This window comes from Arthrobacter alpinus (assembly GCF_900105965.1).
In the GTDB taxonomy this organism is placed as follows: domain Bacteria; phylum Actinomycetota; class Actinomycetes; order Actinomycetales; family Micrococcaceae; genus Specibacter; species Specibacter alpinus.
The window spans coordinates 3,038,478-3,061,932 of sequence record NZ_FNTV01000001.1; the positions used below are offsets into that span (position 1 = coordinate 3,038,478).

25 protein-coding genes and 1 riboswitch are annotated in these 23,455 nt (G+C 60.5%); of the genes, 14 read left to right on the forward strand and 11 right to left on the reverse strand.

Translation table 11 applies throughout. The annotated features are described in order from the left end of the window. The first annotated feature begins 2 nt into the window (after positions 1-2). The gene (locus BLV41_RS13910) at positions 3-1,256 is read left to right on the forward strand and encodes an APC family permease (protein WP_074712174.1); all 1,254 of its coding nucleotides are present in this window, start codon (positions 3-5) and stop codon (positions 1,254-1,256) included. Between the two features lie 93 nt (positions 1,257-1,349). After that, entirely contained in the window at positions 1,350-1,586 is a 237-nt protein-coding gene (locus BLV41_RS13915; protein ID WP_044573979.1) for a hypothetical protein, read from the forward strand. Positions 1,587-1,658: 72 nt separating this feature from the next. Here BLV41_RS13915 and BLV41_RS13920 read toward each other — a convergent pair whose 3' ends face one another. Beyond that, the gene (locus BLV41_RS13920; RefSeq protein WP_170835479.1) at positions 1,659-3,017 is read right to left on the reverse strand and encodes a permease prefix domain 1-containing protein; all 1,359 of its coding nucleotides are present in this window, start codon (positions 3,015-3,017) and stop codon (positions 1,659-1,661) included. Continuing rightward, complete coding sequence (locus BLV41_RS13925; RefSeq protein WP_044574089.1) at positions 3,008-3,370, reverse strand: PadR family transcriptional regulator; 363 nt, start codon at positions 3,368-3,370, stop codon at positions 3,008-3,010. Before BLV41_RS13925 ends, BLV41_RS13920 begins: the two co-directional genes overlap by 10 nt. A gap of 102 nt (positions 3,371-3,472) precedes the next feature. Here BLV41_RS13925 and BLV41_RS13930 point away from each other — a divergent pair, with 102 nt between their 5' ends. Then, a complete protein-coding gene (locus BLV41_RS13930) occupies positions 3,473-4,000 on the forward strand; it encodes a hypothetical protein (protein WP_139244337.1) in 528 nt (175 codons plus the stop codon). Between the two features lie 360 nt (positions 4,001-4,360). Here BLV41_RS13930 and BLV41_RS13935 read toward each other — a convergent pair whose 3' ends face one another. Next, a complete protein-coding gene (locus BLV41_RS13935; protein WP_074712176.1) occupies positions 4,361-4,795 on the reverse strand; it encodes a hypothetical protein in 435 nt (144 codons plus the stop codon). Positions 4,796-4,952: 157 nt separating this feature from the next. Between BLV41_RS13935 and BLV41_RS13940 the strand changes: the two genes are divergently transcribed. After that, on the forward strand, positions 4,953-5,390 hold the full coding sequence (locus tag BLV41_RS13940; protein ID WP_074712177.1) for a VOC family protein: 438 nt from the start codon (positions 4,953-4,955) through the stop codon (positions 5,388-5,390). Between the two features lie 13 nt (positions 5,391-5,403). Here the strand turns inward: BLV41_RS13940 and BLV41_RS13945 are convergent, their stop codons facing one another. Then, on the reverse strand, positions 5,404-5,898 hold the full coding sequence (locus BLV41_RS13945) for a DUF1801 domain-containing protein (protein WP_083360785.1): 495 nt from the start codon (positions 5,896-5,898) through the stop codon (positions 5,404-5,406). 457 nt (positions 5,899-6,355) lie between these two features. Between BLV41_RS13945 and BLV41_RS13955 the strand changes: the two genes are divergently transcribed. From BLV41_RS13955 to BLV41_RS13975, 5 genes are all read left to right on the forward strand, one after another. After that, positions 6,356-7,654 carry an amidohydrolase family protein gene (locus tag BLV41_RS13955; RefSeq protein WP_074712178.1) on the forward strand — a complete coding sequence of 433 codons (1,299 nt, stop codon included), beginning with the start codon at positions 6,356-6,358 and terminating at the stop codon, positions 7,652-7,654. A 73-nt stretch (positions 7,655-7,727) separates the two neighbouring features. Next, positions 7,728-8,393, forward strand: coding sequence for a nucleoside/nucleotide kinase family protein (locus BLV41_RS13960; RefSeq protein ID WP_074713328.1), 666 nt, complete (start codon positions 7,728-7,730; stop codon positions 8,391-8,393). Beyond that, positions 8,390-8,785, forward strand: coding sequence for a hypothetical protein (locus BLV41_RS13965; RefSeq protein ID WP_074712179.1), 396 nt, complete (start codon positions 8,390-8,392; stop codon positions 8,783-8,785). Before BLV41_RS13960 ends, BLV41_RS13965 begins: the two co-directional genes overlap by 4 nt. A gap of 38 nt (positions 8,786-8,823) precedes the next feature. After that, positions 8,824-9,378, forward strand: coding sequence for a pyridoxamine 5'-phosphate oxidase family protein (locus tag BLV41_RS13970; RefSeq protein WP_074712180.1), 555 nt, complete (start codon positions 8,824-8,826; stop codon positions 9,376-9,378). A 53-nt stretch (positions 9,379-9,431) separates the two neighbouring features. Continuing rightward, positions 9,432-9,965 (forward strand): GNAT family N-acetyltransferase, encoded by a 534-nt coding sequence (locus tag BLV41_RS13975; RefSeq protein WP_074712181.1) that lies wholly within the window; start codon positions 9,432-9,434, stop codon positions 9,963-9,965. Between the two features lie 62 nt (positions 9,966-10,027). Here the strand turns inward: BLV41_RS13975 and BLV41_RS13980 are convergent, their stop codons facing one another. The 5 genes from BLV41_RS13980 to BLV41_RS14000 all read right to left on the reverse strand — a co-directional run bounded on the left by BLV41_RS13980 (position 10,028) and on the right by BLV41_RS14000 (position 15,161). After that, positions 10,028-11,173: a Gfo/Idh/MocA family protein gene (locus BLV41_RS13980; protein ID WP_074712182.1), complete on the reverse strand. Its 1,146-nt coding sequence runs from the start codon at positions 11,171-11,173 to the stop codon at positions 10,028-10,030. Then, entirely contained in the window at positions 11,170-11,958 is a 789-nt protein-coding gene (locus BLV41_RS13985; protein ID WP_074712183.1) for a ThuA domain-containing protein, read from the reverse strand. Before BLV41_RS13985 ends, BLV41_RS13980 begins: the two co-directional genes overlap by 4 nt. Positions 11,959-12,030: 72 nt before the next feature. Further along, positions 12,031-12,891 carry a carbohydrate ABC transporter permease gene (locus BLV41_RS13990; RefSeq protein WP_083360787.1) on the reverse strand — a complete coding sequence of 287 codons (861 nt, stop codon included), beginning with the start codon at positions 12,889-12,891 and terminating at the stop codon, positions 12,031-12,033. Between the two features lie 9 nt (positions 12,892-12,900). Beyond that, complete coding sequence (locus BLV41_RS13995; protein ID WP_074712184.1) at positions 12,901-13,869, reverse strand: carbohydrate ABC transporter permease; 969 nt, start codon at positions 13,867-13,869, stop codon at positions 12,901-12,903. Positions 13,870-13,934: 65 nt separating this feature from the next. After that, a complete protein-coding gene (locus BLV41_RS14000) occupies positions 13,935-15,161 on the reverse strand; it encodes a sugar ABC transporter substrate-binding protein (RefSeq protein ID WP_074712185.1) in 1,227 nt (408 codons plus the stop codon). Between the two features lie 312 nt (positions 15,162-15,473). On the opposite strand from BLV41_RS14000, the gene BLV41_RS14005 reads away from it, so the two are divergent. Continuing rightward, positions 15,474-16,490, forward strand: a complete 1,017-nt coding sequence (locus tag BLV41_RS14005) for a LacI family DNA-binding transcriptional regulator (RefSeq protein WP_244517025.1) — start codon at positions 15,474-15,476, stop codon at positions 16,488-16,490. A gap of 9 nt (positions 16,491-16,499) precedes the next feature. Here the strand turns inward: BLV41_RS14005 and BLV41_RS14010 are convergent, their stop codons facing one another. Next, on the reverse strand, positions 16,500-17,018 hold the full coding sequence (locus BLV41_RS14010) for a MarR family winged helix-turn-helix transcriptional regulator (protein ID WP_074713330.1): 519 nt from the start codon (positions 17,016-17,018) through the stop codon (positions 16,500-16,502). A gap of 62 nt (positions 17,019-17,080) precedes the next feature. On the opposite strand from BLV41_RS14010, the gene BLV41_RS14015 reads away from it, so the two are divergent. Both BLV41_RS14015 and BLV41_RS14020 read left to right on the forward strand, forming a co-directional pair. After that, entirely contained in the window at positions 17,081-18,202 is a 1,122-nt protein-coding gene (locus BLV41_RS14015) for an LLM class flavin-dependent oxidoreductase (RefSeq protein WP_244516910.1), read from the forward strand. Further along, entirely contained in the window at positions 18,151-18,864 is a 714-nt protein-coding gene (locus tag BLV41_RS14020) for an NADPH-dependent F420 reductase (RefSeq protein WP_483073315.1), read from the forward strand. Before BLV41_RS14015 ends, BLV41_RS14020 begins: the two co-directional genes overlap by 52 nt. Positions 18,865-18,943: 79 nt before the next feature. On the opposite strand, the gene BLV41_RS14025 is transcribed toward BLV41_RS14020, so the two are convergent. After that, positions 18,944-19,507, reverse strand: a complete 564-nt coding sequence (locus BLV41_RS14025; RefSeq protein WP_083360788.1) for an OsmC family protein — start codon at positions 19,505-19,507, stop codon at positions 18,944-18,946. A gap of 36 nt (positions 19,508-19,543) precedes the next feature. After that, positions 19,544-19,662, reverse strand: a riboswitch (SAM riboswitch). 308 nt (positions 19,663-19,970) lie between these two features. On the opposite strand from BLV41_RS14025, the gene BLV41_RS14030 reads away from it, so the two are divergent. Then, the gene (locus tag BLV41_RS14030) at positions 19,971-21,608 is read left to right on the forward strand and encodes an ABC-F family ATP-binding cassette domain-containing protein (protein WP_074712189.1); all 1,638 of its coding nucleotides are present in this window, start codon (positions 19,971-19,973) and stop codon (positions 21,606-21,608) included. A 373-nt stretch (positions 21,609-21,981) separates the two neighbouring features. Further along, entirely contained in the window at positions 21,982-23,382 is a 1,401-nt protein-coding gene (locus tag BLV41_RS14035; protein WP_074712190.1) for an NAD(P)-binding domain-containing protein, read from the forward strand. Positions 23,383-23,455 lie beyond the last annotated feature (73 nt).

A 23,455-nucleotide genomic window follows, 5' to 3' on the forward strand; every position in this document is an offset into this window, starting at 1 on the left:
AAATGAGCCATCAGCCAACCTTGGCGCGCCGCCTGGGCACCACCGACGCTGTGGTCATCGGACTGGGATCGATGATCGGCGCGGGTGTCTTTGCCGCTTTTACTCCGGCCGCAGCGGCGGCAGGATCGGGTCTTTTGGTGGGCCTGGTAGTGGCTGCTTTTGTCGCTTTCTGCAATGCCACTTCCTCGGCACAGCTGGCCGCGGTCTATCCGGCCTCGGGCGGAACCTACGTATACGGGCGTGAGCGCCTCGGCCCATGGTCGGGATACCTGGCCGGTTGGGGGTTCATTGTCGGCAAGACCGCCAGTGCCGCAGCGATGGCGGTGACGTTCGCCGCCTATGCAGCCCCGAGTGGTTGGGAACGACCGGTCGCCATCGCGGCAGTCATTGGCCTTGCGGCTGTTAACTACCGGGGAGTCACACGGACCGCACGACTGACACGAATCCTGGTTGTTGTTGTGCTGATTTCCCTGGCTGTTGCCGTGGCAGCTGCATGGGGTGGCAGAGGCCCTGCACCACTGAACATTCTTGGTGAAGGCCTCCTGGCCCACGGGTGGTACGGGATCATGCAATCCGCGGGTCTGCTGTTCTTCGCGTTCGCGGGGTATGCACGGATCGCTACGATGGGCGAAGAAGTTCACAACCCCCGTCGAGCCATTCCTCGTGCCATCGGGATCTCCTTGCTCATCACGATAATCATTTACGCGGTCATCGCAGTGACGTTGCTGGCAACCATCGGACCCGATGGAATCACGGACTCTGCAACACCCCTGGCCAGCGCCGTAGGTTCAGGCACTTGGGCGTGGGCCGCACCTGTTGTACGCGTTGGTGCTGCCGTCGCCGCACTGGGTGCGTTGTTGGCCTTGGTTGCCGGGTTGGGCCGCACCAGTCTGGCCATGGCCAGGGAACAGGACCTGCCGAATTGGTTTGCAGCCGTCCATCCCCGATATCAGGTTCCGCATCGTGCCGAAGTGGCCCTGGCCGCCGTGATTTGCGCAGTGATAGCCGTGGCAGATCTACGCGGCGCCATCGGGTTCTCCTCCTTTGGCGTCCTCGTCTACTACCTGGTGGCAAACATTGCTGCATTCACCCAACCCGCCGCTGATCGCCGATACCCCAAGGCGCTGCAAGTTATCGGTGCCGTGGCATGTGTTTCCTTGGTAGCGACGCTGCCACAGTCTTCGATCCTGACCGGAGTGGCCGTGTTCGTGGTCGGTATTGGGCTGCGAATGCTCCGACTACGCCAACACCGGTAACTTCCAGAACGGCTAGCGCCAAATACTCACCCCGCTCCAGCCCCCTCCTGTTGAAGGTTCCCCAACCAGACGCCCTGGTGTAAGAATGAGGCCATGAACATAGAGAACTGGTGGCCCCTTCTGGACTCATCGACCCAGCAATGGTTAATCAACAACAACGGAGACGTTGTGCCGGCATCCATCCTTGATCAGATCACGGCTCTAGCAGGCCACCCCACGGCAGATACTTCTTGGGTTGGATCCAATGTTCCGGAGGAATTTTACCTCGCGGATGAAGCAATCGACTGGATAGAAAAAATAGCGAACGACGAGGACTCTGAGAGCGAGTAGACGATCCAAATTCGGGTGTCCACTCGCCTGACATCAACGCCCTCGCCCTCCGCTGGAGGGGTCGCCAGTACGCTAGGCGAACCCGAACAGGGGCGGGAAGATGAGAACTACGACGGCGGCCCAGGCGCCGTAGACCGGCAGGTACCGTGTTTGCCAGCATTCGACTGCGGCGAACGGGCGCCGGCCGCGCAGGAAGCCGAGGGCGTGCCATGCCGCGCCGAGCAGGTGGACCAGAAGAACAACATTGAGGCCAAATGCGGCGATCTTGTTGGGGCTGTAGCCGAACTCGGCAATACGCGTAAGCATCGCCGTCAGCATCACCACATCGACGGCAAGTGCCGCAACCACCAGGACCAGCTGCAGCGCATCGAACAGGCCGGGCGGAGCAAGCGAGTCGCGGGCGGAAATTGAGTAGAGCAGCAGGCACAAAACCAGCACAAGAATTGCATCCATGAGGATGAGCAGGTTCCGGTCAATAGCGGCGAAGCCACCCGCTGTGGCAAGCACGGGCAGAAGCGCCAGCAGCATGACAACCGTCAAGGGCGTGAACACGCGTGTGAGCACGGGTGCGATGTTTTCAACGACCTGTTGCTTGGCCTCGACGAGCCAGCTCGCAACCACAAGCGCCCCCGGCACCGCAAACGGCAGAATCCAGTTTTCCAGGACCGGTTCGAAGTCGATCCCAATGATCCGGAGGGTGGCGAGTGTGAGCGCGATCAGGACGGCACCCCCAAGTGCCAGCAGCGTGAAGTAGATTGCGAACTCACCTGTAAACCGGACAAAGTCCATGCGGCGCCTGTCGGACCGCCACCTCCCTCCTACATACGCCACTCCCACCAGAACCCACAGGGCCACCAACGCGTGGAGGGCAGCGAGCATCCCGGTGGAGCCGCCTGACACAAACGGGTAGACGTTGAGAGCGACTGCCAGAAGAACAAAGGGAACGCACAGTGTCACCAACACCGACACAGAAAATCGGCGCTTCCATGCGAAGAACCCGGCCAGGAATGGGAAGACGAGAAGGCCGGCGTTGCGCATCAGCGCTTCGCCTCCGCCGATCCAGGCAAGGCCAGCCTTGACAGCCATGCCCGCCCCGACAGCCAGGGCAAGGACGACTGCCAGTTCGCGCCAGTGCGGCGTGCCGGCGTCGTTCGAACCTTCTGGAACCAGGACAAGCTGCTTCCACAGCCGGTCGGAGTGTTCACGGGCAAACTCTCGGGAGACGGCATCGAGGTTGCCGAGGCGCTTGATGGCGACGAGGAATGCCTCCTCGTCATCCAGGCCTGTCGCCTGCCGCTCCGAAATTTGTTCGCGCAGGTGGTCCTCGAGCTCGTCAACGTCAGCGGGTGAGATGGCTTGGCTGCGCTGAACAAATCCACGCCACCTGTCGATCTGGGCCTCCAATTCGGCGTGTCCCTCCACTATGCCCATCCCTCCACCGAGGTGGGAAACCGTGGCGTGGTCTCCCACACTTGGCGTAGCGCGTCTGCGACGACGGTCCACTGCGCCTGCCGGTCGGCGAGAGCTTCCCGGCCCGTGGACGTGATGGCGTAGTGCTTGCGCCGGCGTCCGGCGTCGGAGGTTCCCCACGACGACGACACGTAACCGAACCGCTCGAGCCGGTGGAGCAGCGGGTAGAGCATCCCGTCGGTCCACTGCATGTTTCCGCCCGACAACTCACTCACCCGTTTAAGGATTGCGTAACCGTACAGGTCCCCGTCCGAAAGGATGCCCAGCACCAGCGGGGTGGCCGAGGCTGCGACCAAGTCTTTATCAATGCGCACTGCAACTCCCATACATAGATCAGAAGGGTATCTAACATAGTAGCTCTATGTATGAAAACGGCAAGTGCCCGACGCCCCTTCGAGTGCCCGTATCCTGACCTCATGGAGATTGTTTTGCTGGATCAGGTTGTCAAAACCGACTATGGGCAACTAGACGTCATCTGGATTTTGGACGGTGGCTTCGATGGTGACTCCGACCGGTACTTCGCCGGTCAGGTCAACGGCTTGGTTGGTGCATCCGCCTCGAGCGGCGTGTACATCAACCTGGCCCGCCGTTCAGGAGGCTCTCACGTACGGATGGTCCTACGCGAAGCGCCTCCGGCCAACGACGACGCGCGCTGGGAAGACGTCGTCGAGGTTTCGTTCGCAATCCCCACCGGGCATGAAGTGCGGTGGTGTAGTTGGGCGGGCGAGAGCTGGGGAGCGCTGAAGGCCATCATCCCGGGCAGTTACCGGATGCGGGTCAGCGCAAGCGGCCGCGATGAGGGCCGAGACGGCGAATTCTTCCATGGCGTGGTGGACACCTATTTAGTTCAACTGTGGCCTGACAATCTGAAACCAGATGCCATATTGCGCGCAACGAGTGAAGACGGCCAATACTGGCATAGAGAATTCGGCTCCCGCCGATAGTCACGCTTTCCAATGTCCTAAATTAATAACTCATGGTGTGATCAAGTGAAAGAAACGGCAATGAACCTTTCAAAAAAAACTCATCTGACCCGAGGGTCAGCAGCCGTAGTGCTGGCTGGCCTGATTGCAGCATTCACCGGTTTTTTCTCATACATAACACGATACGCAAATCTGGATTCCCTTGCCGGCACTATCGATGAGTCTCTCTACGAACAGATCACTCAAATGTTCATCCCAGAGAAGGTGCTACTTCTTGGGGAACTATTCTCATTGTCATTGGTGCGATCGGTATTGTTTGGGGCCTCTCCGCTAGATCGAAAGTACTCCGAGCAAGGTGACCGGTATTCGCACGAGAAATTTCTAACGTTCAGCGATGAGAATGTTCTCGGCGATCTTTATCCAGCCAGATTCGATTTTTCCAGTGTCGGAGTCGTCGCCTAGAAGAATCGTTGAAAAAGCCCCCTCCGATGACGACAAATTAACAATTTCGCCGGCGTTTTTCGTATCTCCGCAACCTACATGCGAACCGGAGGCATCACCCGACGGAACAAGGGCCATGCAGGTGGTTCTGGCATCGTCGCTTTGGGCCGCGAAGTATTGCACACCGTCCTTGGAGGCGAGCAGGCGCGCACTGTCCCGGTTCACCTGGTCCGGGAGAGCGACAACCGCAGGTAGCGCGTCCTCGACCGTGGCGGCACGGTTTAGTTCCTTGAGCCCGGCCTGACCGGAACAGCCTGTCAGAAGGAAAAGCACAATTCCGGCCGCGCCAACGAACCGAAGTGAAAAATGTTTCACAATTGCCCCCAGTCAATTTTGGATTGAGGCTACAGGATGTTTCGACCTCAAGGAAGGGGCAAGAGAAATCCATGGCAGTCAATCTGGGACGAACTTGAGGGCAGCTGTGGCGCCACGACGCTGGAGTTAATCGGTGCGCCTTGGTAGCTTTCAACACATGGCCATAAAACTTGAAAACGTTGGTATCGCCGTTCGCGACCTCGAAGAAACCATCGCCTTTTTCACCGATCTGGGTCTTACCGTGGTCGGCCGTGACACGGTCAGCGGCGATTGGACCGACACCGCCGTCGGACTTGATGGGAATCATGCCAATATCGCTATGCTCCAGACCCCGGACGGTCATGGCCGGCTCGAGCTCTTCGAATACATCCACCCCGAAGCGATCGAGACGAACCCCACCCGCCCCAACGACATCGGAATGCACCGCGTGGCCTTCTCGGTAGACGACATCGATGCGGCCCTCGAAATAGCTGCAAAGCATGGATGCCATCCACTACGTGGCGTGGCAAATTACGCCGACATCTATAAGCTCACATATCTTCGCGGCCCCAGCGGAATCCTCGTGATGCTCGCCCAAGACCTGACGAAAGACTGAAACCCGAATCGGTTCAGCGTTTCTTCCCTCCAACACCTGGCACTGACGTGACTTGTTTCATCCACGCCGCGATCTGGTGTTCGTCGAGGTCCTCCATGGATTCGATCTCCACGCCCCGCGTCGCCTTGCCCATGCCTATTGGCGTCACAGGAGGTACTGGATCGAGCGCCGCGCCATTGATAAACATGAGCTTGACGTGGCCGGCAAAACCGCCGCAACTAAAGCACCAACCGTCACCGACACCGTAGTAGGACATGCCCCACTTCACGGACCGCTGGAGGTTGGGCAGGGTCTTGGCCGCCAGCGCATCCACTGTTTCGGCGAGGCTGCGCTGCGGCTGCGGCAGAGTGGCGATGTACGCGAAGACCGGTCTATCTCCGACCGCCGCTTTCGCTGGACTTGCCCTGCCGGTCATGGCTTCCGGCAGTGCGAACGTGGCGTCAATGGGCGCCGCTGTGCGCGTGTCCGGCTTTTGTGCTTCCTTTTTGCCGTTCTCCCCGCTGGTCATGGACACTATTCTTCCTTACGCATAGCTGTACGTCACCGGTCTGGAACTCAGCCAGCGGTCATCCGTGCGCCTGGAGTAGGCTGGTGACGTTCGCTTCTGAACAAGAAATCCCGTGGGGGGAAAAGCTTATGGCATTCGTTCTAGCTATCGTATTTGCGGTGATCTTCTTTTACGTCTTGTACGGGGTCATACGGTCAGGAACGCGGGACGGCATTATTGACGCCCGAAACGCCGAGATTGCTGCCCAAAGACGTGACGCAGACTCCACAAATCCCAGCTAGGCGAATCTATTCTGGGTGGTCCATCCTTGTCCCTAAGAGGCCGCCGAGGACTGCATCATCGTTCGTCTTTCGGTACCCAGTCAAAGCTGGATCCACCTAGTTTGTCAGCGATACGCCAAAAACTAGGGGCAGCTGAAGATAGCGTCAGGCGCAGCCGGCGGGCGGAGAGGAACCCCATGTCCAAGGCGACAACGATCGTGAACGCGAAGGTGTTCGACGGGACGACGCTGAAGGACTGGACCTCGGTCCGGTTCGTTGGCGGCTTGATCACAGAGTGCTCTGTGGCCTCGGCTGCCCAGGAGGGCGACGAGGTGATCGATGCAGCGGGTGGGACCGTGTTTCCCGGGCTGATCGACGCCCACGTGCACATCGTTTCCGGGGCACTGGCCCAATCTTTGAACTTCGGCGTCACCACCGTCCTGGACATGTTCAGCAAGCCAGACGTTGTCGCCAGGGCCAAGGAGCAGGCTGACTCGCGCCCTGACGTGGCCGATGTTCGTTCCTCGGGGGTCGGCGCCACCGCGCCAGGCGGGCACCCCTCTCTGATGTACGCCCCGTTCCCCACGTTGACCGCCGCTGAGCAGGCAGAACAGTTCGTCGCGGAACGGATTGCTGAGGGCTCGGACTACCTCAAGATTATCTCCGGCACCGGGGGCCTGTGGCCCTCGCTAAATTCCGGAACCATCAAGGCACTGGTCGTTGCGGCCCACGCCCGTGGCCTGCTCGTCGTCGCGCATGTGAGCTCGACGGCGGGGCTCGAGGAGGCCGTGTCCGCCGGCGTCGACGTGCTCGCCCACGTTCCCGCCGACGTCGAGCTTGGCATGTCCCTGATCGAACGCATTGCCGACGCCGGAATGGCTGTTGGTCCCACGCTTGCGACCATCGAAAATACCCTCGGTGAACAGGGCGGCGCGGCCGTGGCCGAGGATCCTCTGCTCGCTGATGCGCTCGGGGATGCCTGGGTACACCGGTTGACATCGGCTTCCAAGGGGTTCCGTGGCCGCGCAATGCCGCCTTATTCACGTGCCGAGGAGAACGTGCGGCGGCTGGCCAATGCTGGCGTGACACTCCTTGCAGGCACCGACGCTCCGAACCCCGGGACCGTGTTCGGGGCAAGCCTGCATCGGGAATTAGAGCTCCTTGTCCGGTGCGGCCTGAGCCCAACGCAGGCACTGGTCGCTGCCACAAGCCAACCGGCACGAGTCTTCGGCCTGGAGGACCGAGGACGCGTGGGCGTTGGACTTCGAGCAGACCTGGTCCTCGTTTCCGGTGACCCGCTGGAGGACATCACCGCGACCCGAGCCATTGAGTGGATATGGCGCGGCGGTTCAGCCTGCGATCGAGGCGCTTTCGTTGCGAGCGCAGCCGAGGCTGAACAGTTGGACGCTTTCGACGCTCAGATTACCAAGGTCGTTGCGGCCGTGCGCGAGCGCCGGGCCGTCGGGAGCCGTACGCATAGCCGCCGCCTCAAGTGAGCGTCCACCAGTTTTCCCCACGCCAACGTTGCCTGATGACTACATCTGGGACCATGGCGGTATGAATGAGTTCATGAGATCACTGGCAACCGACATTCTCGCCGCAGTGGGTCCCGGTCGGCGGTTCCTGGGAGTTGACGGCGTCGATGGCAGTGGAAAGACTGCCTTCGCCGCCAAGTTAAAGGCCGCGATCCAGGATCGACCCGTGATTGTCATTCACATGGACGACTTCCTTAATCCCTCGGCCATTCGGCACGCCAAGGGCCGCAGCTCGGCCGAAGGCTTTTGGCAGGACACCTACAATTACGCAGCCGTGCGGAACCAATTATTCGCACCCCTGCAGCCGAACGGGAATGGGTGGTACTCGCCTGCCTCCTATGGCCACAAAGCCGACCGCACCGCACCGGCGGAGTTCATTCAGGCTCCCTCAGATGCGCTGATCTTGGTGGAAGGCATGTTCCTGCACCGTGACGAAATTCGCCACTACTGGGATGCGTCAGTGTTCCTGGACGTACCCTTCACCGAGACAGCAGCGCGAATGGCCGTTCGCAACGGCAGCAATCCCGACCCGGAACACCCCACACTGCGCCGGTACGTCGAGGGGCAGCGTCGCTACTTCGAAGCGGTTCAGCCGTGGAGCCACGCCACCTTCGTCATTGATAACACCGACTTCGCCTCGCCCACAGTCATCCGTCCTAATGTGGTGGCAAACGTCCCGAAAACCGGAGCCAACTCATGAGGAACGTAGCCCGCTTTGTTAGCTTTGCCGATGTTCACGATGGAGCCAACGGTCAAAACGTTTCAGTGTCAGTGCTGCATGAGGCCGAACTCGATACTGGGAAGTCAATTTTAGTGCTGGACGACCGCGGTTGGGCTTCGAGCCAACCCTGGTCTGAGGCTCATCCCCAGGAGATCGAGAAGACAGCGCGCGACGTAGTGGGTCCCGATGAACCATTCGGCGAGCAAAACGCCGAGGACGCCACACTGGCTTACTGGAAATACATTCAAGCGATACTGGCCAGGAATGGTGTCAAGATCAGCGTTGAGTTGCTCCAGAAAGTCCCGCATGACGTGGCGCTCAGTAAGCGGCTTCGAGAACGCATTGGCAATTCCGGCACTACCGTCGAGTGAACCGGTGGGCCCACAATTCGATGCACTAGGCTCACACTATGGCCAAGATATTCGATTCCATTGACGAAAAGTTGAAGACGTGGATCGAGGAGCAGCCCATGTGGTTCGTCGCCACGGCACCCCTCGGAGCGGACGGACATGTGAACATGTCGCCCCGCGGTCACGACTCGTTCTCGATCTTGGCCCCGCACAGGGTCGCCTGGGTCGACTACACCGGCAGCGGCGTCGAGACCATCTCGCACATTCGAGAAAACGGCCGCGTATGTCTGATGTTCAATTCGTTCGGCAGCCGGCCCCGGATCGTTCGGCTACACGGGCACGGCTCTGTCCACCTTCCCGGCGAGCCAAGCTTTGAAGAGGTGGTGGCGCTCCACCCGGATCACCCGAGCACCAGGGCGGTCATCGTTGTAGATGTCACCCGGGTCAGCGACTCGTGCGGCTGGGGTGTTCCTGTCATGGAGATGACCGGAGAACGTGACCTGCTCCGCCTGCAGGCGGAACAGAAGGGCGTGGACGGCATGTCCGCGTACCGCCAAGAGCGGAATGCAAAGAGCATCGACGGTCTCCCCGGACTCCCCTCGAAGATCAGCTAAGTGGCGCGGGGCTCCTAGCAGACGGCGCCACTGCATGAACTAGACTTTCGACGATGCAAACAACTGCCTTTTCAATACGACGAACGGTTGCTTCAGACTGGCGTGCGATCCGTGATCTGCGCTTGGAAATGATTCGCGATACGCCCACTGCTTACGCCGAAACGCTTCATGATGCCCTGAGCCATGATGATGCCGAGTGGAGAATGCGCGGAAGCCGGGGCACTGCTGAGCACGGCATTTCGATCGCGGCGATCACCGATTCCGGCCGCTGGGTGGGGGCGATGGGTGGTTACGTTCCAGATCCAATAACCGGCCCACTCCTTGTTGGCGTTTACGTTGCCCCCGCATTTCGTGGCCGGCAGGTGGGTCTGAGCGATGCGCTCCTGTCCGCAATGGAAGATTGGGCCGGCACCGAAAACAGCCGGCTAACTCTTCATGTGCACGAGGAGAATTCCCGCGCACGGAGGTATTACGAGCGCAACGGCTTCAGCGCCACTGGACATAGGGTTCCGTACAATCTCGACCCCATGAAAAACGAACTGGAAATGGTCAAAAGCCTGACCTTCCAGGGAAGCGCAGGCTCCTGAAGGCGTTGGTGGGGCACAATGGTTCCCCTTTCTGCCCCACCATTGCTCAAGAGCACCGCGGACTAGTGGCTGATGGCGTCCAAACGGCTGGCGAACCGCTCCAACGGTGAACCCCAGCCGGACAATACGGCCTTGACGTCCGTCCTCTTCTCAGCATCCATGGCCTGGGCGTAGGCGGCCATCAGAACATCATCAATCCGAACACGCTGGCCGGTTTCTGCGGACTGCACAGCCGCCTCCACCATGGCCAAGGAATGCACGTTGGAATGAATCTGACCGTCCGGCATTACGCCAGTCCGCACAGCAGAGACGAACTCGGCCAGGGAGCCGGCAATCTGCTCCGGGCCCTCGCCTGCAACTGGCACAGCGAGCTGGCTGCCGGTTGCATCTGTGGCATCAACAATGGGAGCCTGCTCACCATCCCACAACGCTGTTCCGCGTTCCCCGTTGACGCGCCATTGACCATTCCAGGACGTTTCCTGGCCATCTGCGCACCACGAACCGGAGTACACATAGCGCAGGCCGCTGGAGAACTCAAAGATGGCGGTAGCAGCGGCGTCGGCCTTGTACCAGCTCCAGGACGGGTTGAACTCTTCGCAGTACACGCTGACCGGATCCTGCCCGGTGAGGTACCGGACGGCGTCGAACGGGTGAATGGCCATGTCAACGAGCAGCACATGGTCCATGTCCTCACGGAAGCCACCAAAGTGCGGCGCCTTGAAGAACTCGGTGGTGATGACACCGATCTCGCCCAGCTCCCCGGTGACCGCCTTGAGCTGGGCCAATGAGTTGAAGTAGCGCCGGGACTGGCTAATCATCAAGAGCTGACCGCTGGCCTCAGCACCCGCCGCGAGGGACAGCGCCTGGGCAACCGTAGGCGCAGCAGGCTTCTCACACAGCACGGGCAGGCCCGCAAACATGGCCTCAACGTTGACGGGATGGTGTGCAACGGGAACTGTCACGTTGACCACCGCATGGGCGCCCGTTGCTGCCGCGACCTCGCTGACGCTGGTTCCCACCAAAACGCCATCGAGTCCCTTTTCGGCGAGCGCCTCCCGGGCCGTGTCCGTATTCAGGTCAACCAAGCCCACCAATTCCACGTCCGGGTTGGCGGTGATCGCTTCGATCCAGGCCTTCCCCATGCCGCCAGCGCCAACCTGGACCAGGCGGAGCGGGCCGGGGGTATCAATTGTGGCGAAAGTGCTCAATTTGAGATCGCTCCCTGGTAGCCGTGGCCGGTGTAGAAGTCTTCGGTTTCATAGCGCAGCAGAACTGGTTCCGCGCGTTCCGGGCGAAGCGTCCTGGCCCATTGGACTCCATTGGCAATGACCTTGCGAACCTCTTTCTGGTGGTACACGGGGTAGTCCTGATCGCCGGGGCTGAAGAAGAAGATCTTGCCGAAACCGCGGCGGTAGGTCATGCCGCTGCGGAACACTTCTCCACCTGTGAACGTGGAGAGGAAGATGAGCTCATCCGGGGCGGGAACGTCAAAGTACTCGCCATACATTTCCTGGGCCGGAATGATGAATGGATGTGGCACTCCTTGGGCGATGGGGTGGGTGGGGTCAACCGTCCACACGATTTCGCGGTCCTGCTCCGAGCGCCAGCGCAGGGTGCACGAGGTGCCCATGAGCTTGCCGAAGATCTTGGACCAGTGGCCCGAGTGCAGCACCAGCAGCCCCATGCCGGCCAGAACGTGCTTGTGCACGCGTTCAACTACCTCATCGGAAACTTCACCGTGAGCGGCGTGGCCCCACCAGACGAGGACGTCGGTTGCAGCGAGGACGTCCTCGCTCAGACCATGTTCGGGATCGTCCAGGGTCACAGTTGTTACCTTGGCGTTGGCGCCGAGGTTCTCTTCGATGCCTTCCTTGATGGTGGTGTGCATGCCGGCGGGGTAAATGTCCCGGACGCTCTGCTCAACTTGCTCGTGCCGGTTTTCTCCCCAGACAACTACGGTGATGGGAGTTTCGGGGCTGGTAATTCCAGACATTGTTGTCACTTTCTTTACATGGTTTTGTGTGGTTTGCCCGTTGGGCTTCATGCTGGCTAGCTGGTGGGGTGGCTATTTCACGGCTCCACCGGTGGCACCGGCGGCAATGTATTTCTGCGCCACCACCAGAAGCACAATGGCCGGCAGCGAGGACAGCACTGCGGTTGCCATGACGGCGCTCCAGTTGGAGACCTGGGTGCCGAGGTATTGGTAGACGCCCAGTGTTACGGGGCGGATCTCATCCGTGGTGGTCAACGTCAGTGCGAAGAGGAAGTCGCTCCATGCGAACAGGAAAGCAAACAGGCCTGCCGTGATCAGCGCATTCTTGGCGATGGGCATGGCAATCGAGACGAAAGCCCGAACCTGGCCTGCCCCATCCACGCGTGCCGCCTCAATGATCGACGCCGGAATGCTCATCATCGACGCCCGCATGATCAAGATCGCGAAGGGGATGGCATGGCTGGCGTCCGCCAGGACCAGGCCGGGGATGGTGTTCAAAAGTCCCAGATTGTTATAGGCGGCGTAAAGCGCATTGGCGATGACAACACCGGGAATCATCTGGGCGATCAGGATAGCCAGCAGCGCCCAGCTGATCCACCGGAATTTGAACTGGGCCAGCGCATAAGCGGCCGGTGCTGCAATGGCGAGCGTGACCACTACGGTTCCGAGGGCAATGACAAGGCTCGTCAGTAGATTCTTGCCCTGGTCTGCGATGGCCTTTTCATAGCCGGCGAAGCTCGGATTCCATGGAAAGAAATCCGCCGAGAGGGTGTTGCCAGACGGTTGCAACGAGGCGTTGACCATCCAGTAGATGGGGAACAGCATGAAGGCGAGGAAGATGATGCCCAGGACGGTTGATGCGCGGGTTTTCAAGGCTCGGCGCCGTAGTGCACTCACGCGAACACGGGATTGATTCAAGGTTGCAGTAGTCATTGAGATCTCCTACTCATCGACGGCGCGGCGATTGGCCCGCAGGTAGATGACGGCGAATACGAGGGAAATGATGATCAGGATATTGGAGAAGGCTGCACCCACCCCGAACTCGAAATTGACGAACGATTCCTGGTAGGAGCGCACAGCAATGGTTTGAGTCGAGTTCGCGGGGCCACCGTTCGTCAGGCCCAAGATGATGTCCAAAACCTTGATGGTGTAGACAACGCCAAGAATCAGCACCACGCTGACAACGGGGCGTAGGTTGGGCCAGGTGATGTACCGGAAGGCCTTCCAGCCGGTGGCACCGTCCAACTGCCCGGCCTCGTAGAGTTCGCCAGGGATGTCCTGGAGGCCACCGTAAATCAGCGTGACATTGAAGGGGATGCCCACCCAAATGTTGACTAGAATGACCGCGATGAGCGCCACGTCCGGGCTGGTCAGCCACCCGATGGCCGGGATGCCGAAGTTGCTCAGGAATTGGTTGAGGATTCCGGAGTCCTGATCAAGGATGGAGCGCCAGGTTGCGCTGGCCACGATCAAGGGCAACAGCCACGGGAGCAGCAGCATGGCCCGCAGGAAGCGGCTGAGCGGAAAGTTGCGGTTGAAGAAGCAGGCCAGCGCAAGGCCAATTGCGAACTGCCCGGCAATGGAGGCCACCGTAAACAGCGCCGTGTTAAGCAACGCCGGCCCAAATAGGTTTGAGCTGATGACGGTTACGTAATTCTGGAAGCCAACCCACGGGGCTTCACCGGTGAAGAAGGTCTTTGTGGTGTAGTCCTGCATACTCATGATCAGGTTCTTGAACACGGGATAGCCGAAGAACAAGAGCATGTAGAGGCCAGCGGGAACTACAAAGAGGATTTTGGCAAGGTTTTCGCGAGTCCAAAAACTCTGCCGTGGCCTTGGTGCCGTAACCCCTGCATCCTTACCGGAACGGGTGGCTGGCGCAGAAGGGGCGTCTGTTGAAAGGGAAGTCATGGTGGCCTCTCTGCCGGCTCCACCGCCTCAGGGGCTGTGGAACCGGCGTCGAAATGGTGGTGGCGTTAGCCCTTGGCGGCTTGGGCGAAGGCCTCATCGACGGTGGCCTTGTCCGTCAGCACCAGCTGGATGGCCGTGTAAATGATGGTGGCGGCCTTGGGCCACTCGGCGCCAAGATTTCCCGTGCGTGAGCGTGCATTGGCAATTTGTTCGGTGAATGAGGCCATGTCCGGCATCTTCTCAACGTATTCCTTGGCAAGCTCGGGCTTGGTGGGAACCGTGTAGCGCTCTGTTCCCAAGGCCACCTGGGTGTCTCCCGCAGTGAAGCAGCTAATGAATTCGGCAGCCTTGGCCTGCTTGGCTTTGTCCCCTGTCTGCGGAACCGTCCAGACCTCGCCACCCAACGGTGCGGTGGGTGTCTGGCCTGCCTTGTTGACGGGCACCTGGACGGATCCCCATTCGAGGGAGGCGTCGTCGTTCAGTGCGGGGATCTGCCACGGCCCGTTGATCATCATGGCGGCCTTGCCAGCCATGAACTGGTCCTTGACATCGCCCTGGCCCCAATTGATGGCGCCCTTGGATACCGAACCGCTGCCGATCAAGTCCTTCCACAGCTGCAGGGCTTCCTTGTTCTCGGTGGTGTTCAACTCCGTTTCGCTGCCACCATTGGTCCACATGAACGGCAGGAACTGCCATGCGCCTTCATAGGTGGCAATGGCGGAGAAGGCCAGGCCGTACTGGTCTCCGGTGGTCAGCGCCGCGGCCGTTGTTTTCAGTTCCGCCCACGTTGTGGGCGGTTTCAGGCCGGCGTCTGCCAGAAGCTTCTTGTTGTAGAACAGGCCCAACGTGTTGGCGGTGGGAGCCAGGCCGTAGACCTCACCCTCGAACGTGCCGGCGTCGAGCATGCCTTGCGCAAACCCGGAGGTGTCCACACCAAAATCGCTCAAGGGGGCCAGACCGCCAGTGGAGGCAATCTCCTGCACGTCCGGGTTATCCAGCATCAAGATGTCAGGCAGCGTCTTGGAGGACGACTTTTGCAAGACCTTCTGGATCAGGTCCTTACCGGGAACTACTTCACGGGTGATCGTGACGCCAATGTCTGCGGCACATTTATCGATGGCCGTCTGAATCAAACCCTTGTCAGGATCGTTGTTGTAGTAATCCATGAGGGTCAGGCTGGTTGCGTCACCGGAGGCACTGGCGCCCCCTCCTCCACAGGCCGTCAGGACAAACGGTGCGACGGCGGCCAGGGCCAAGAACTTGGTCAGGCGGGTATTGCTTTGCTTCTTCACGAGTAGCTCCTTTGCTTGGTTACGTGATGCGTGATTCCATGCGCTTTGTGTAGTTCAACTTGTGCGCGCAAGCCAGGTTCCGGCGTGCAGTGGCTGAGTGAATTCTCGCCATTGGTGAGTTCCAGCCAGCTCGGCATGGTTTACAGTAAAGCGCTTTACTTTGCTTGTGACATTGATCATGCCTGTGCCGAGGCTGCCGTGTCAAGGAAAAATTAAAGCGCTTTACTTTATGTCAAAGCTAGAGCAAACTATGACTAAAGTTGGGTGAGGTAGCTTTGACCCAGAGCAACTGGGAGGAGCAACGTGGCAACCATGCAGGATGTGGCCAATCTGGCGAACGTGTCTTTGGCGACGGTTTCATTCACCATCAACAATTCAAAACCCGTCTCACCCAAAACGCGGGCCAAGGTTGAAGCCGCCATGAAGGATCTGGGCTACCGCCGCAACGCAGTTGGCAGTGCCCTGGCCCGGGGCCGCACCCACGTCCTCGCCCTGCTGTACCCGGCCCTGCAGCATCGCTTCTCACCAACCTCGGTGCGATTTTTCACCAGCGCCGCAGATCAGGCCCGGCTTCGTGGCTACAACTTGGTGCTGTGGCCCATGAGCAACGACGCCGAGGCCATCACCGAGCTGACGTCCTCAGGCCTGGTGGATGGAGTGGTTCTCATGGAGGTTCAACTCGATGACCCGCGCGTGGTTGAGCTCTCCGGAAGCAATATCCCCTTTGCCCTCATTGGGCGAACCCGGGACACCACAGGGATCCCCTTTGTTGACGTTGACTTTGAATCTGCCGTTGAAAACGCCGTGGACCGGCTCATTCAACTAGGACACACCGACCTTGTGTTGATCGACGGCGGAGTGGGCAACCAGCTGCTGGGCGGCTACGGCCCCGTGGCCAGAACCCGCAAGGCGTTCGGCGAAGTCACAGCCCAACGCGGCCTTACGGGCGCCATCATGAGTGGATTGCATTCTTCAATTGGCGGCCGCGAGCTGGCCAAGGAATTTGCAGCAAAGCACCCTAAAACGACGGGCGTTTTGATGATGAACGAACACGCCGGACCGGGGTTCATCGCCGGACTGCAACAGGCCGGTTACCGGCTGCCTCATGACATTTCCGTCTTGGCAATAGCCTCGTCACTGGACACCGCCAGCATGTCTGAACCGGAAATGGCCGTACTCATTTCCCCGGCCGATGAACTTGGCCGGCTGGGCGTTGACGCGCTGATTGACCAGATTGACAAGAAAAACGATCCGCTCCCCCAGCTATTGATCGAGTGCTCATATTCCCCCGGCGCAACCATGGGCAAGGCTCGGTCCAGAAAGGCCTAAAGCGACCGGCTACTTCTTGCCTTCGCCCAACATTTCTTCGACGGCTTCGCAGGCCCCAAGGCTGTGCTCAGAAACGGCCGGCGCCTCACAGGCCACGCGCCGCAGCAGCGAACGGAAGACCTCGCGTTCCTCATCAGCCAGGACGCCAAGAACCGTATTTTCGGCCTCGAGAACAGCGTGCTGCAGCCGCTCCAGTTCGTTGCGGCCGCCATCCGTGGCCACAACCAGGCGGGCGCGGCGATCGGCCGGGTTCAGTTGCCGCTCCACCAGACCGGCCTTAACGAAGTCATCGATCAGATAGGTCATGACGGTTCGATCTATGCCCAGGTGCTGGGCCAGCGCCAATTGATTGGGCTGCTCCCCACTCACCACGGCCACCAAAACCTGATAGCCGCGCGGGCCATGAGGGAACTCACCCATGGCCGCCATGGAGGCGTTTTGATAGTTGCGCACCAGAACACCTAGCGTCCAACCAAAGTCATCCCGGGAATCGACGGGCCGGGGTTCCATTGCGGTGCTATTGCTCATGGCATCCATCATAACGGACAATTGAGCTTTACAACAGATCATATTTGAGTAAGATGATCTGTATGACAACGCATATTCATGATGCGGTGGTTGCATCACCCGGATTTGAGGAGCACTCGATGGAACTTGGCATTTACAGCTTTGGCGACGTCCATGCGGACCCCGTAACGGGAGCCCTGATCAGCCCCGAGCAACGAATGGCGGATCTCCTGGAACGGGCCCGACTGGCCGACGAAGTGGGCTTGGACTATTTCGGCATCGGTGAACATCACCGTGCCGACTACGCCGTCTCCTCCACGATTCCCGTCTTGGCCGCAGCCGCCGCGCAAACCAAACACATCAAGGTTGGTTCCGCCGTCACGGTCCTGAGCACCGAAGATCCGGTTCGCGTCTACCAACAATTCGCCACGCTTGATCTACTCTCCGGCGGCCGCGCCGAAGTAACGGCAGGGCGCGGCTCCTTCATCGAGTCCTACCCATTGTTTGGCGCCAACTTGAACGACTATGAGGAACTCTACGACGAGAAGATCGATCTTCTTCTGGCGCTCAACAAGGCCGGAAACAACGAAGAACCGATCACCTGGAGCGGGAAGTTCCGCCCCGCCCTGGACCAGGCCACCATCTACCCACGTCCGGTAAACAACAACCTCGACATCTGGATCGCCACGGGCGGCACTCCCAGTTCAACGGCACGCGCAGCCGCACTTGGCACCAACGTCATCTACGCACTGCTGGGCGGTTCCATCAGCAACTTTGCCCGGCACGCGCAGCTGTTCCGCACCGGAGCACAGCAGGCCGGGCACGACGCCAGGGCACTGAAGGTGGGTGTCAGCGCCGTCGGACTTGTGGCCAAGAACGGTGCCACGGATACCTTCTACCCGTATTGGCGCCACCTCATGGAGGGCATTTCCCGCGAGCGCGGCTTTTCACAGCCCAACCGGATCAGCTACAACATGCAGACAGCACCCGCCGGAGCCATCTATGCCGGCGCCCCGGAACAAGTGGCGGAGAAGATTCTGCTCACGCACCAACGCATGGGCCACGACCGCCACATCCTGGAAATGGACCTCGCCTCGGTGCCGCAGAAGGATGTTTTGAAGTCCATTGAACTCTTCGGCACCGAGGTCAAACCATTGATCGATGCCGAACTCAAAACCACCAACACCAAGGGGCCCACAGCATGACTACACAAACCATTGGCATCCTCGGGGCAGGGAAGGTCGGCACGGGCGTTGCCCGGCAGGCATTGAAGGCCGGATACCGTGTGCTGATCGCGGGCTCCGGCGACCCGCAGAAGATTGACCTGATCATCTCCGTCATGGCCCCCGGTGCCAGTGCAGTGACCGCCCAGGAAGCGATGGCGCAGGCCGATCTAGTGGTCCTGTCCGTTCCCCTGCACAAGTTCCGCACCCTCGACCCGGCCGCCCTGGCTGGCAAGCACGTACTGGACACCATGAATTTCTGGCACGAGACCAACGGTGACATGCCCGAGCTGGAGGATGCGCCGTCGAGCTCTGAAATGGTCTTGGCGCACATCCCCGAATCCCATGTGGCGAAGTCGCTGAACCACATTGGATATCACGAACTGGAGCTCGACGCCCGCCCCTCCGGCTCGGCGGACAGGCGTGCGCTGGCGGTTGCCGCAGACCACGAGGACACGCGCGCCATGGTTCTGGAGTTTGTGGAGCGGTTGGGTTTTGACGCGGTCGACGCCGGCCCCCTCAGCAACGGCGCCGCTTTTGAACCGGGCACGCCAATCTTCACCGGCTCCTACGATATGGCAGCTTTGGAGGCTGAGCTGGACGCACACCCAGCCGGCCGCGGCGAGCTCACCGCGGCCGCCTAGGCGCGCAATTCCGGCGATGGCCGGTACGTTCGAATCCCTTTGCTTATTCCTCGATGACGCACCGGACAATGCAACCCGCTTAGACCTTCGTGATCACCGTGCTGAACGGCGTGGCGTTGCTGAACAGGTCCTGGACGGGGCAGCGGGCCTCCACCGTCCGGGCGAGTTCGTCATAGCGTTCCTGCGATTCCGGGCCCGTGATGTTCACGGCCAGCCGGATGTCGCTGAATCCCGGGCGGATGGTGTCGTCGATGCCGAACAGGCCGCGCACGTCCAGATCGCCCTCGGCGTTGATGGTGATGTCATCCACTTGGATGCCCAGCTGCTCGGCGTACAGGCGGTAGACAACCACCTGGCAGGAGATGACCGCGCCCAGGGCGTACTCGACCGGGCTCGCGGCCGTGTCATCACCGGCCAACGCGGCGGGCTCGTCCACCGTGAACTGGTGCTTGCCGGAGCTGATGCGTGTGGCCACCGATCCCACGCCAACTCCGGCCACCTTGTAGGTCAGTTTCGCGTTCTCCGGGTTCGCCCCGATCCGCTGGGTCCAGGCCGCACCGGCCTCGCCCAAGCGGGCCGACCGCTGTGCGGCGTCGTCGATAGTTTCGGACTGCTGTGATTGCGCCAGAGTTGATTCGCTCATGGTTTTTCCTTCGCGTGAAGGCGAGTGCCGTGCACCGCGCCATACTTACGCCATCGGCTGGTGCCGAGGCGTCGAATCGTCACCTGGGGCACCCCACTATGGTTGCGAGGGTTGCCGTTCGACCGGCCAGGGCCGCATGGTCGAAACTCTTGATTCTGCTCTCCAGTGTGCCCGTGGTCAGCGCCCGGCCCCAAGGTTGCCGTCATCTGGGGCAACAATGTCCCATGCCCTACGCCGGCACCTCCTCCCTGCCTGGCCGCCGTCTCGCTGCCTCGGGAAAGAATGCGCCCGCCTCCCATAAATGCGCCCCGTAGACCGGGCGCATTTATGGGAGGCGGGCGCGCTTTTCGATGGAGCCCGAGCCCAGACCGCATGCGGCGGAGGGTGAGGAGCCCCGCTCGCCCCGGCGAGACCCATGCCACGCCCGTCCGGCGGGCCGCTGGAAGCAACTTAAGATGGAATCATGAGCGCAACCCTTGTCGCAAAGGACCTCTCCGGAGGCCACGCACACCGCACCCTTTTCAGCAACCTCTCCTTCACAGTGGCCCCGGGCGATGTGATCGGAGTTGTGGGCGCCAACGGCGCAGGAAAGTCGACCCTGCTAGGTCTGCTGGCCGGTGCCACCACACCTCAGGGCGGCACCGTGAGCACGGCCCCATCCGATGCTTTCGTGGGCTGGCTGCCGCAGGAGCACGAGCGGGTTGAAGGCGAATCAGTCGCAGCTTATATTGGCCGACGCACGGGGTGCACCGAGGCAACTGTGGCGATGGAAAGCTCCGCGGAAGCCCTCGGATCCGGCAAATCCGAGGATGACAATCGTTACGCGGCAGCCCTTGACCACTGGCTCGCCTGCGGTGCCGCGGATCTCGATGACCGCATCCCGGCAACCCTGGCCGAGCTGGGTCTGGACATTGGCCCCGAGGCACTCATGACAGGCCTCTCCGGTGGGCAGACCGCCCGGGTGGCCTTGGCCGCCCTCCTGCTGAGCCGCTTCGACATCGTCCTTCTTGACGAGCCCACCAATGACCTTGACCTGGCCGGACTGGCCCGGCTCGAGGAGTTCGTCAAGGGACTGCGCGGCGGCGTTGTGCTGGTCTCGCACGACCGTGAATTCCTGGCCCGCACCATCACCTCCGTGGTGGAGCTGGACCTGGCGCAGAACAAGGTTGCCGTGTACGACGGCGGATACGACTCCTTCCTCGAGGAGCGTGCCATCGCCAAGCGCCACGCCCGTGAGGCCTATGACGAGTTTGCCGACAAGAAGGCTGACCTCGTGGGTCGCGCCCGGACGCAGCGTGAATGGAGCTCTCAGGGCGTGCGCAACGCCATGAAGAAGGCCCCTGACAATGACAAGATTCGCCGCAAGGCAAGCTCCGAATCCTCCGAAAAGCAGGCCCAGAAGGTACGCCAGATGGAGTCCCGCATCGCCCGCCTGGACGAAGTTGAGGAACCGCGCAAGGAGTGGGCGCTGCAATTCAGCATTGCCGCCGCTCCGCGTTCCAGCACTGTGGTCTCCACGCTGAATGCGGCCGTGATCAAGCAAGGCGACTTCACAATGGGCCCCGTCTCACTGCAGGTCAATTCCGGGGAACGGATCGGCATTACCGGCCCAAACGGTGCCGGCAAGTCCACCCTGCTGCGCCTGTTGCTGGGCCGCACTGCCCCGGACAGCGGTGTTGCCTCCCTTGGCGCCAATGTGGCAATCGGCGAGATCGACCAGGCCCGCAGCCAGTTCCCCGAAGATGTACCACTGGGAGACGGTTTTGAGACCCTGGTTCCGGAGATGAACCAGGCAGAGGTTCGGACCTTGCTGGCCAAGTTTGGGCTCAAGGCAGACCAGGTGACGAGCCCGGTGGGCGCCCTCTCCCCCGGCGAACGCACCCGCGCGTCGTTGGCATTGTTGCAAGCCCGCGGGGTGAACGTCCTGGTGCTCGATGAGCCAACGAACCATCTCGACCTGCCCGCGATCGAGCAGCTCGAAGAAGCGTTGGAAAGCTACGAGGGCACGCTCCTATTGGTCACACACGACCGCCGGCTCCTTGAAACCGTACGCCTTGACACGCGTTGGTCCGTGGAAAATGGCCAGGTGGCACAGCTCTAACACCCTTGACCGGTAAGTATTCCTAACCCATTGCTTCACTTTGACTTAAGAAATCTAAGATGTTGCAATGGGTAACGGGTTTGCTGCCTTACTGGATCGGCAGCCAAACTTTCTCGAATCCTTGGCGGCTGGCTTTGCCGCCGCCAAGATCAGGGCCGTTTCTCCCGCCTTTTAGGTTGCTGGGATCGATTTTCTTGGGCCCCGGGCAGCATCCGCTGCCTGCACAACTGCCGCAGTTTGTACTGCCGCCGCACATCATGTGCTTTTTAGCTCCGCCACGGATGCGCCGCCCTTGGCCACCCACTTTGCCGGAGTGTGGATTCGAACCGTCACCTGCGACGAACGAAACGAACCAGTGGTTGAGGAGTGCAGCATGACATTGCGAGTCGGAATCATTGGGGCCGGTCCCAGCGGCATGGCACAGTTGCGTGCCTTTGAATCAGCACGCCAGAATGGCGCGGACATCCCCGAAATCATGTGCTTTGAAAAGCAAAACGACTGGGGCGGCCAGTGGAACAGCAGCTGGCGTACCGGCCTGGACGCCCATGGCGAGCCCGTGCATTCGAGCATGTACCGCCATCTCTGGTCCAACGGGCCCAAGGAATGTTTGGAATTCTCCGATTACTCCTTCGACGAGCACTTTGGACGCTCCATTTCATCCTTCCCGCCCCGCGAAGTCCTCTTCGACTACATCAAGGGCCGTGTTGAAAAGTCCGACGTCCGCAAATACGTGCAGTTCAACACCGTCGCCCGCCATACCAGCTACAACCCTGACACTGAAGAGTTCACGCTCACCGTGGAAGATCTCGCCACAGGCACCACCACAGCGCACACCTTTGACAAGCTCGTCGTGTCAACCGGCCACTTCTCCACTCCCGCCGTCCCTGAATTCAAGGGCATCAACAGCTTCCCCGGTGAGGTTCTGCACGCCCACGACTTCCGAGGCGCCGAGCGCTTTGCCGGCAGCAACCTCTTGTTGATCGGCAGCAGCTACTCGGCTGAAGACATCGGGATGCAGGCTCACAAGATGGGTGCCGCATCCATCACCTTCAGCTACCGCTCTGGCCCCATGGGTTTCGACTGGCCTGAAAACACCGCTGAACGCCCGCTCGTGACACATTTTGAGGGCACCACGGCGCACTTCAGCGATGGCACCCAAGGCGAATTTGACGCCGTCGTTCTGTGCACCGGATACCAGCACAAGTACCCGTTCCTGCCCAGTGACCTGTCATTGACCTCCAAGAACGTTTTGTACCCGTCCAACCTCTACAAGGGCGTGGTGTGGCAGCAGAACACGAACCTTTTCTACCTTGGCGCGCAGGACCAGTACTACACATTCAACATGTTCGATGCACAAGCATGGTTTGCCCGCGATGTCATGACGGGCGCCATTGGGCTGCCTTCGGCCGCCGACCGAGAGGCCGACATCCAGGTGTGGCTTGAACGCCAAGCCGCCCTGGTTGACCACAACGCCGAGGCCGATTTCCAATCGGACTACCTGCGCGAACTCATTGCCGCCACCGACTACCCGCCCTTCGATCTTGACGCCGTCTCGCAATTGTTCAAGGACTGGATGGGCCACAAGGAAAAGGACATCCTGGGCTATCGCGACATGGTCCATCGATCTGTTGTCACCGGCACCATGGCCACGACGCACCACACCCGATGGATCAACGCCATGGATGATTCGCTTGGCCGCTACATGCACGGCCCGTCACAGAATGTGGACACCGCAACACTGGCCACGGTCACGGCTGCATACAGCGCCAAGTAACGCCTTTCGCTGGATACAACAACGCCCCGGGCGCGAATGGCACCCGGGGCGTTGCTGTATCCAGCAGTTGTTT

Excerpts from the sequence above, each read along its gene's own strand:
- BLV41_RS13910 (WP_074712174.1), top strand. The coding sequence starts at position 3 with ATGAGCCATCAGCCAACCTTGGCGCGCCGCCTGGGCACCACCGACGCT.
- BLV41_RS13915 (WP_044573979.1), top strand. The coding sequence starts at position 1,350 with ATGAACATAGAGAACTGGTGGCCCCTTCTGGACTCATCGACCCAGCAA.
- BLV41_RS13920 (WP_170835479.1), bottom strand. The coding sequence starts at position 3,017 with ATGGGCATAGTGGAGGGACACGCCGAATTGGAGGCCCAGATCGACAGG.
- BLV41_RS13930 (WP_139244337.1), top strand. The coding sequence starts at position 3,473 with ATGGAGATTGTTTTGCTGGATCAGGTTGTCAAAACCGACTATGGGCAA.
- BLV41_RS13940 (WP_074712177.1), top strand. The coding sequence starts at position 4,953 with ATGGCCATAAAACTTGAAAACGTTGGTATCGCCGTTCGCGACCTCGAA.
- BLV41_RS13945 (WP_083360785.1), bottom strand. The coding sequence starts at position 5,898 with ATGACCAGCGGGGAGAACGGCAAAAAGGAAGCACAAAAGCCGGACACG.
- BLV41_RS13955 (WP_074712178.1), top strand. The coding sequence starts at position 6,356 with ATGTCCAAGGCGACAACGATCGTGAACGCGAAGGTGTTCGACGGGACG.
- BLV41_RS13960 (WP_074713328.1), top strand. The coding sequence starts at position 7,728 with ATGAGATCACTGGCAACCGACATTCTCGCCGCAGTGGGTCCCGGTCGG.
- BLV41_RS13965 (WP_074712179.1), top strand. The coding sequence starts at position 8,390 with ATGAGGAACGTAGCCCGCTTTGTTAGCTTTGCCGATGTTCACGATGGA.
- BLV41_RS13970 (WP_074712180.1), top strand. The coding sequence starts at position 8,824 with ATGGCCAAGATATTCGATTCCATTGACGAAAAGTTGAAGACGTGGATC.
- BLV41_RS13975 (WP_074712181.1), top strand. The coding sequence starts at position 9,432 with ATGCAAACAACTGCCTTTTCAATACGACGAACGGTTGCTTCAGACTGG.
- BLV41_RS13985 (WP_074712183.1), bottom strand. The coding sequence starts at position 11,958 with ATGTCTGGAATTACCAGCCCCGAAACTCCCATCACCGTAGTTGTCTGG.
- BLV41_RS13990 (WP_083360787.1), bottom strand. The coding sequence starts at position 12,891 with ATGACTACTGCAACCTTGAATCAATCCCGTGTTCGCGTGAGTGCACTA.
- BLV41_RS13995 (WP_074712184.1), bottom strand. The coding sequence starts at position 13,869 with ATGACTTCCCTTTCAACAGACGCCCCTTCTGCGCCAGCCACCCGTTCC.
- BLV41_RS14005 (WP_244517025.1), top strand. The coding sequence starts at position 15,474 with ATGCAGGATGTGGCCAATCTGGCGAACGTGTCTTTGGCGACGGTTTCA.
- BLV41_RS14010 (WP_074713330.1), bottom strand. The coding sequence starts at position 17,018 with ATGAGCAATAGCACCGCAATGGAACCCCGGCCCGTCGATTCCCGGGAT.
- BLV41_RS14015 (WP_244516910.1), top strand. The coding sequence starts at position 17,081 with ATGACAACGCATATTCATGATGCGGTGGTTGCATCACCCGGATTTGAG.
- BLV41_RS14025 (WP_083360788.1), bottom strand. The coding sequence starts at position 19,507 with ATGAGCGAATCAACTCTGGCGCAATCACAGCAGTCCGAAACTATCGAC.
- BLV41_RS14030 (WP_074712189.1), top strand. The coding sequence starts at position 19,971 with ATGAGCGCAACCCTTGTCGCAAAGGACCTCTCCGGAGGCCACGCACAC.
- BLV41_RS14035 (WP_074712190.1), top strand. The coding sequence starts at position 21,982 with ATGACATTGCGAGTCGGAATCATTGGGGCCGGTCCCAGCGGCATGGCA.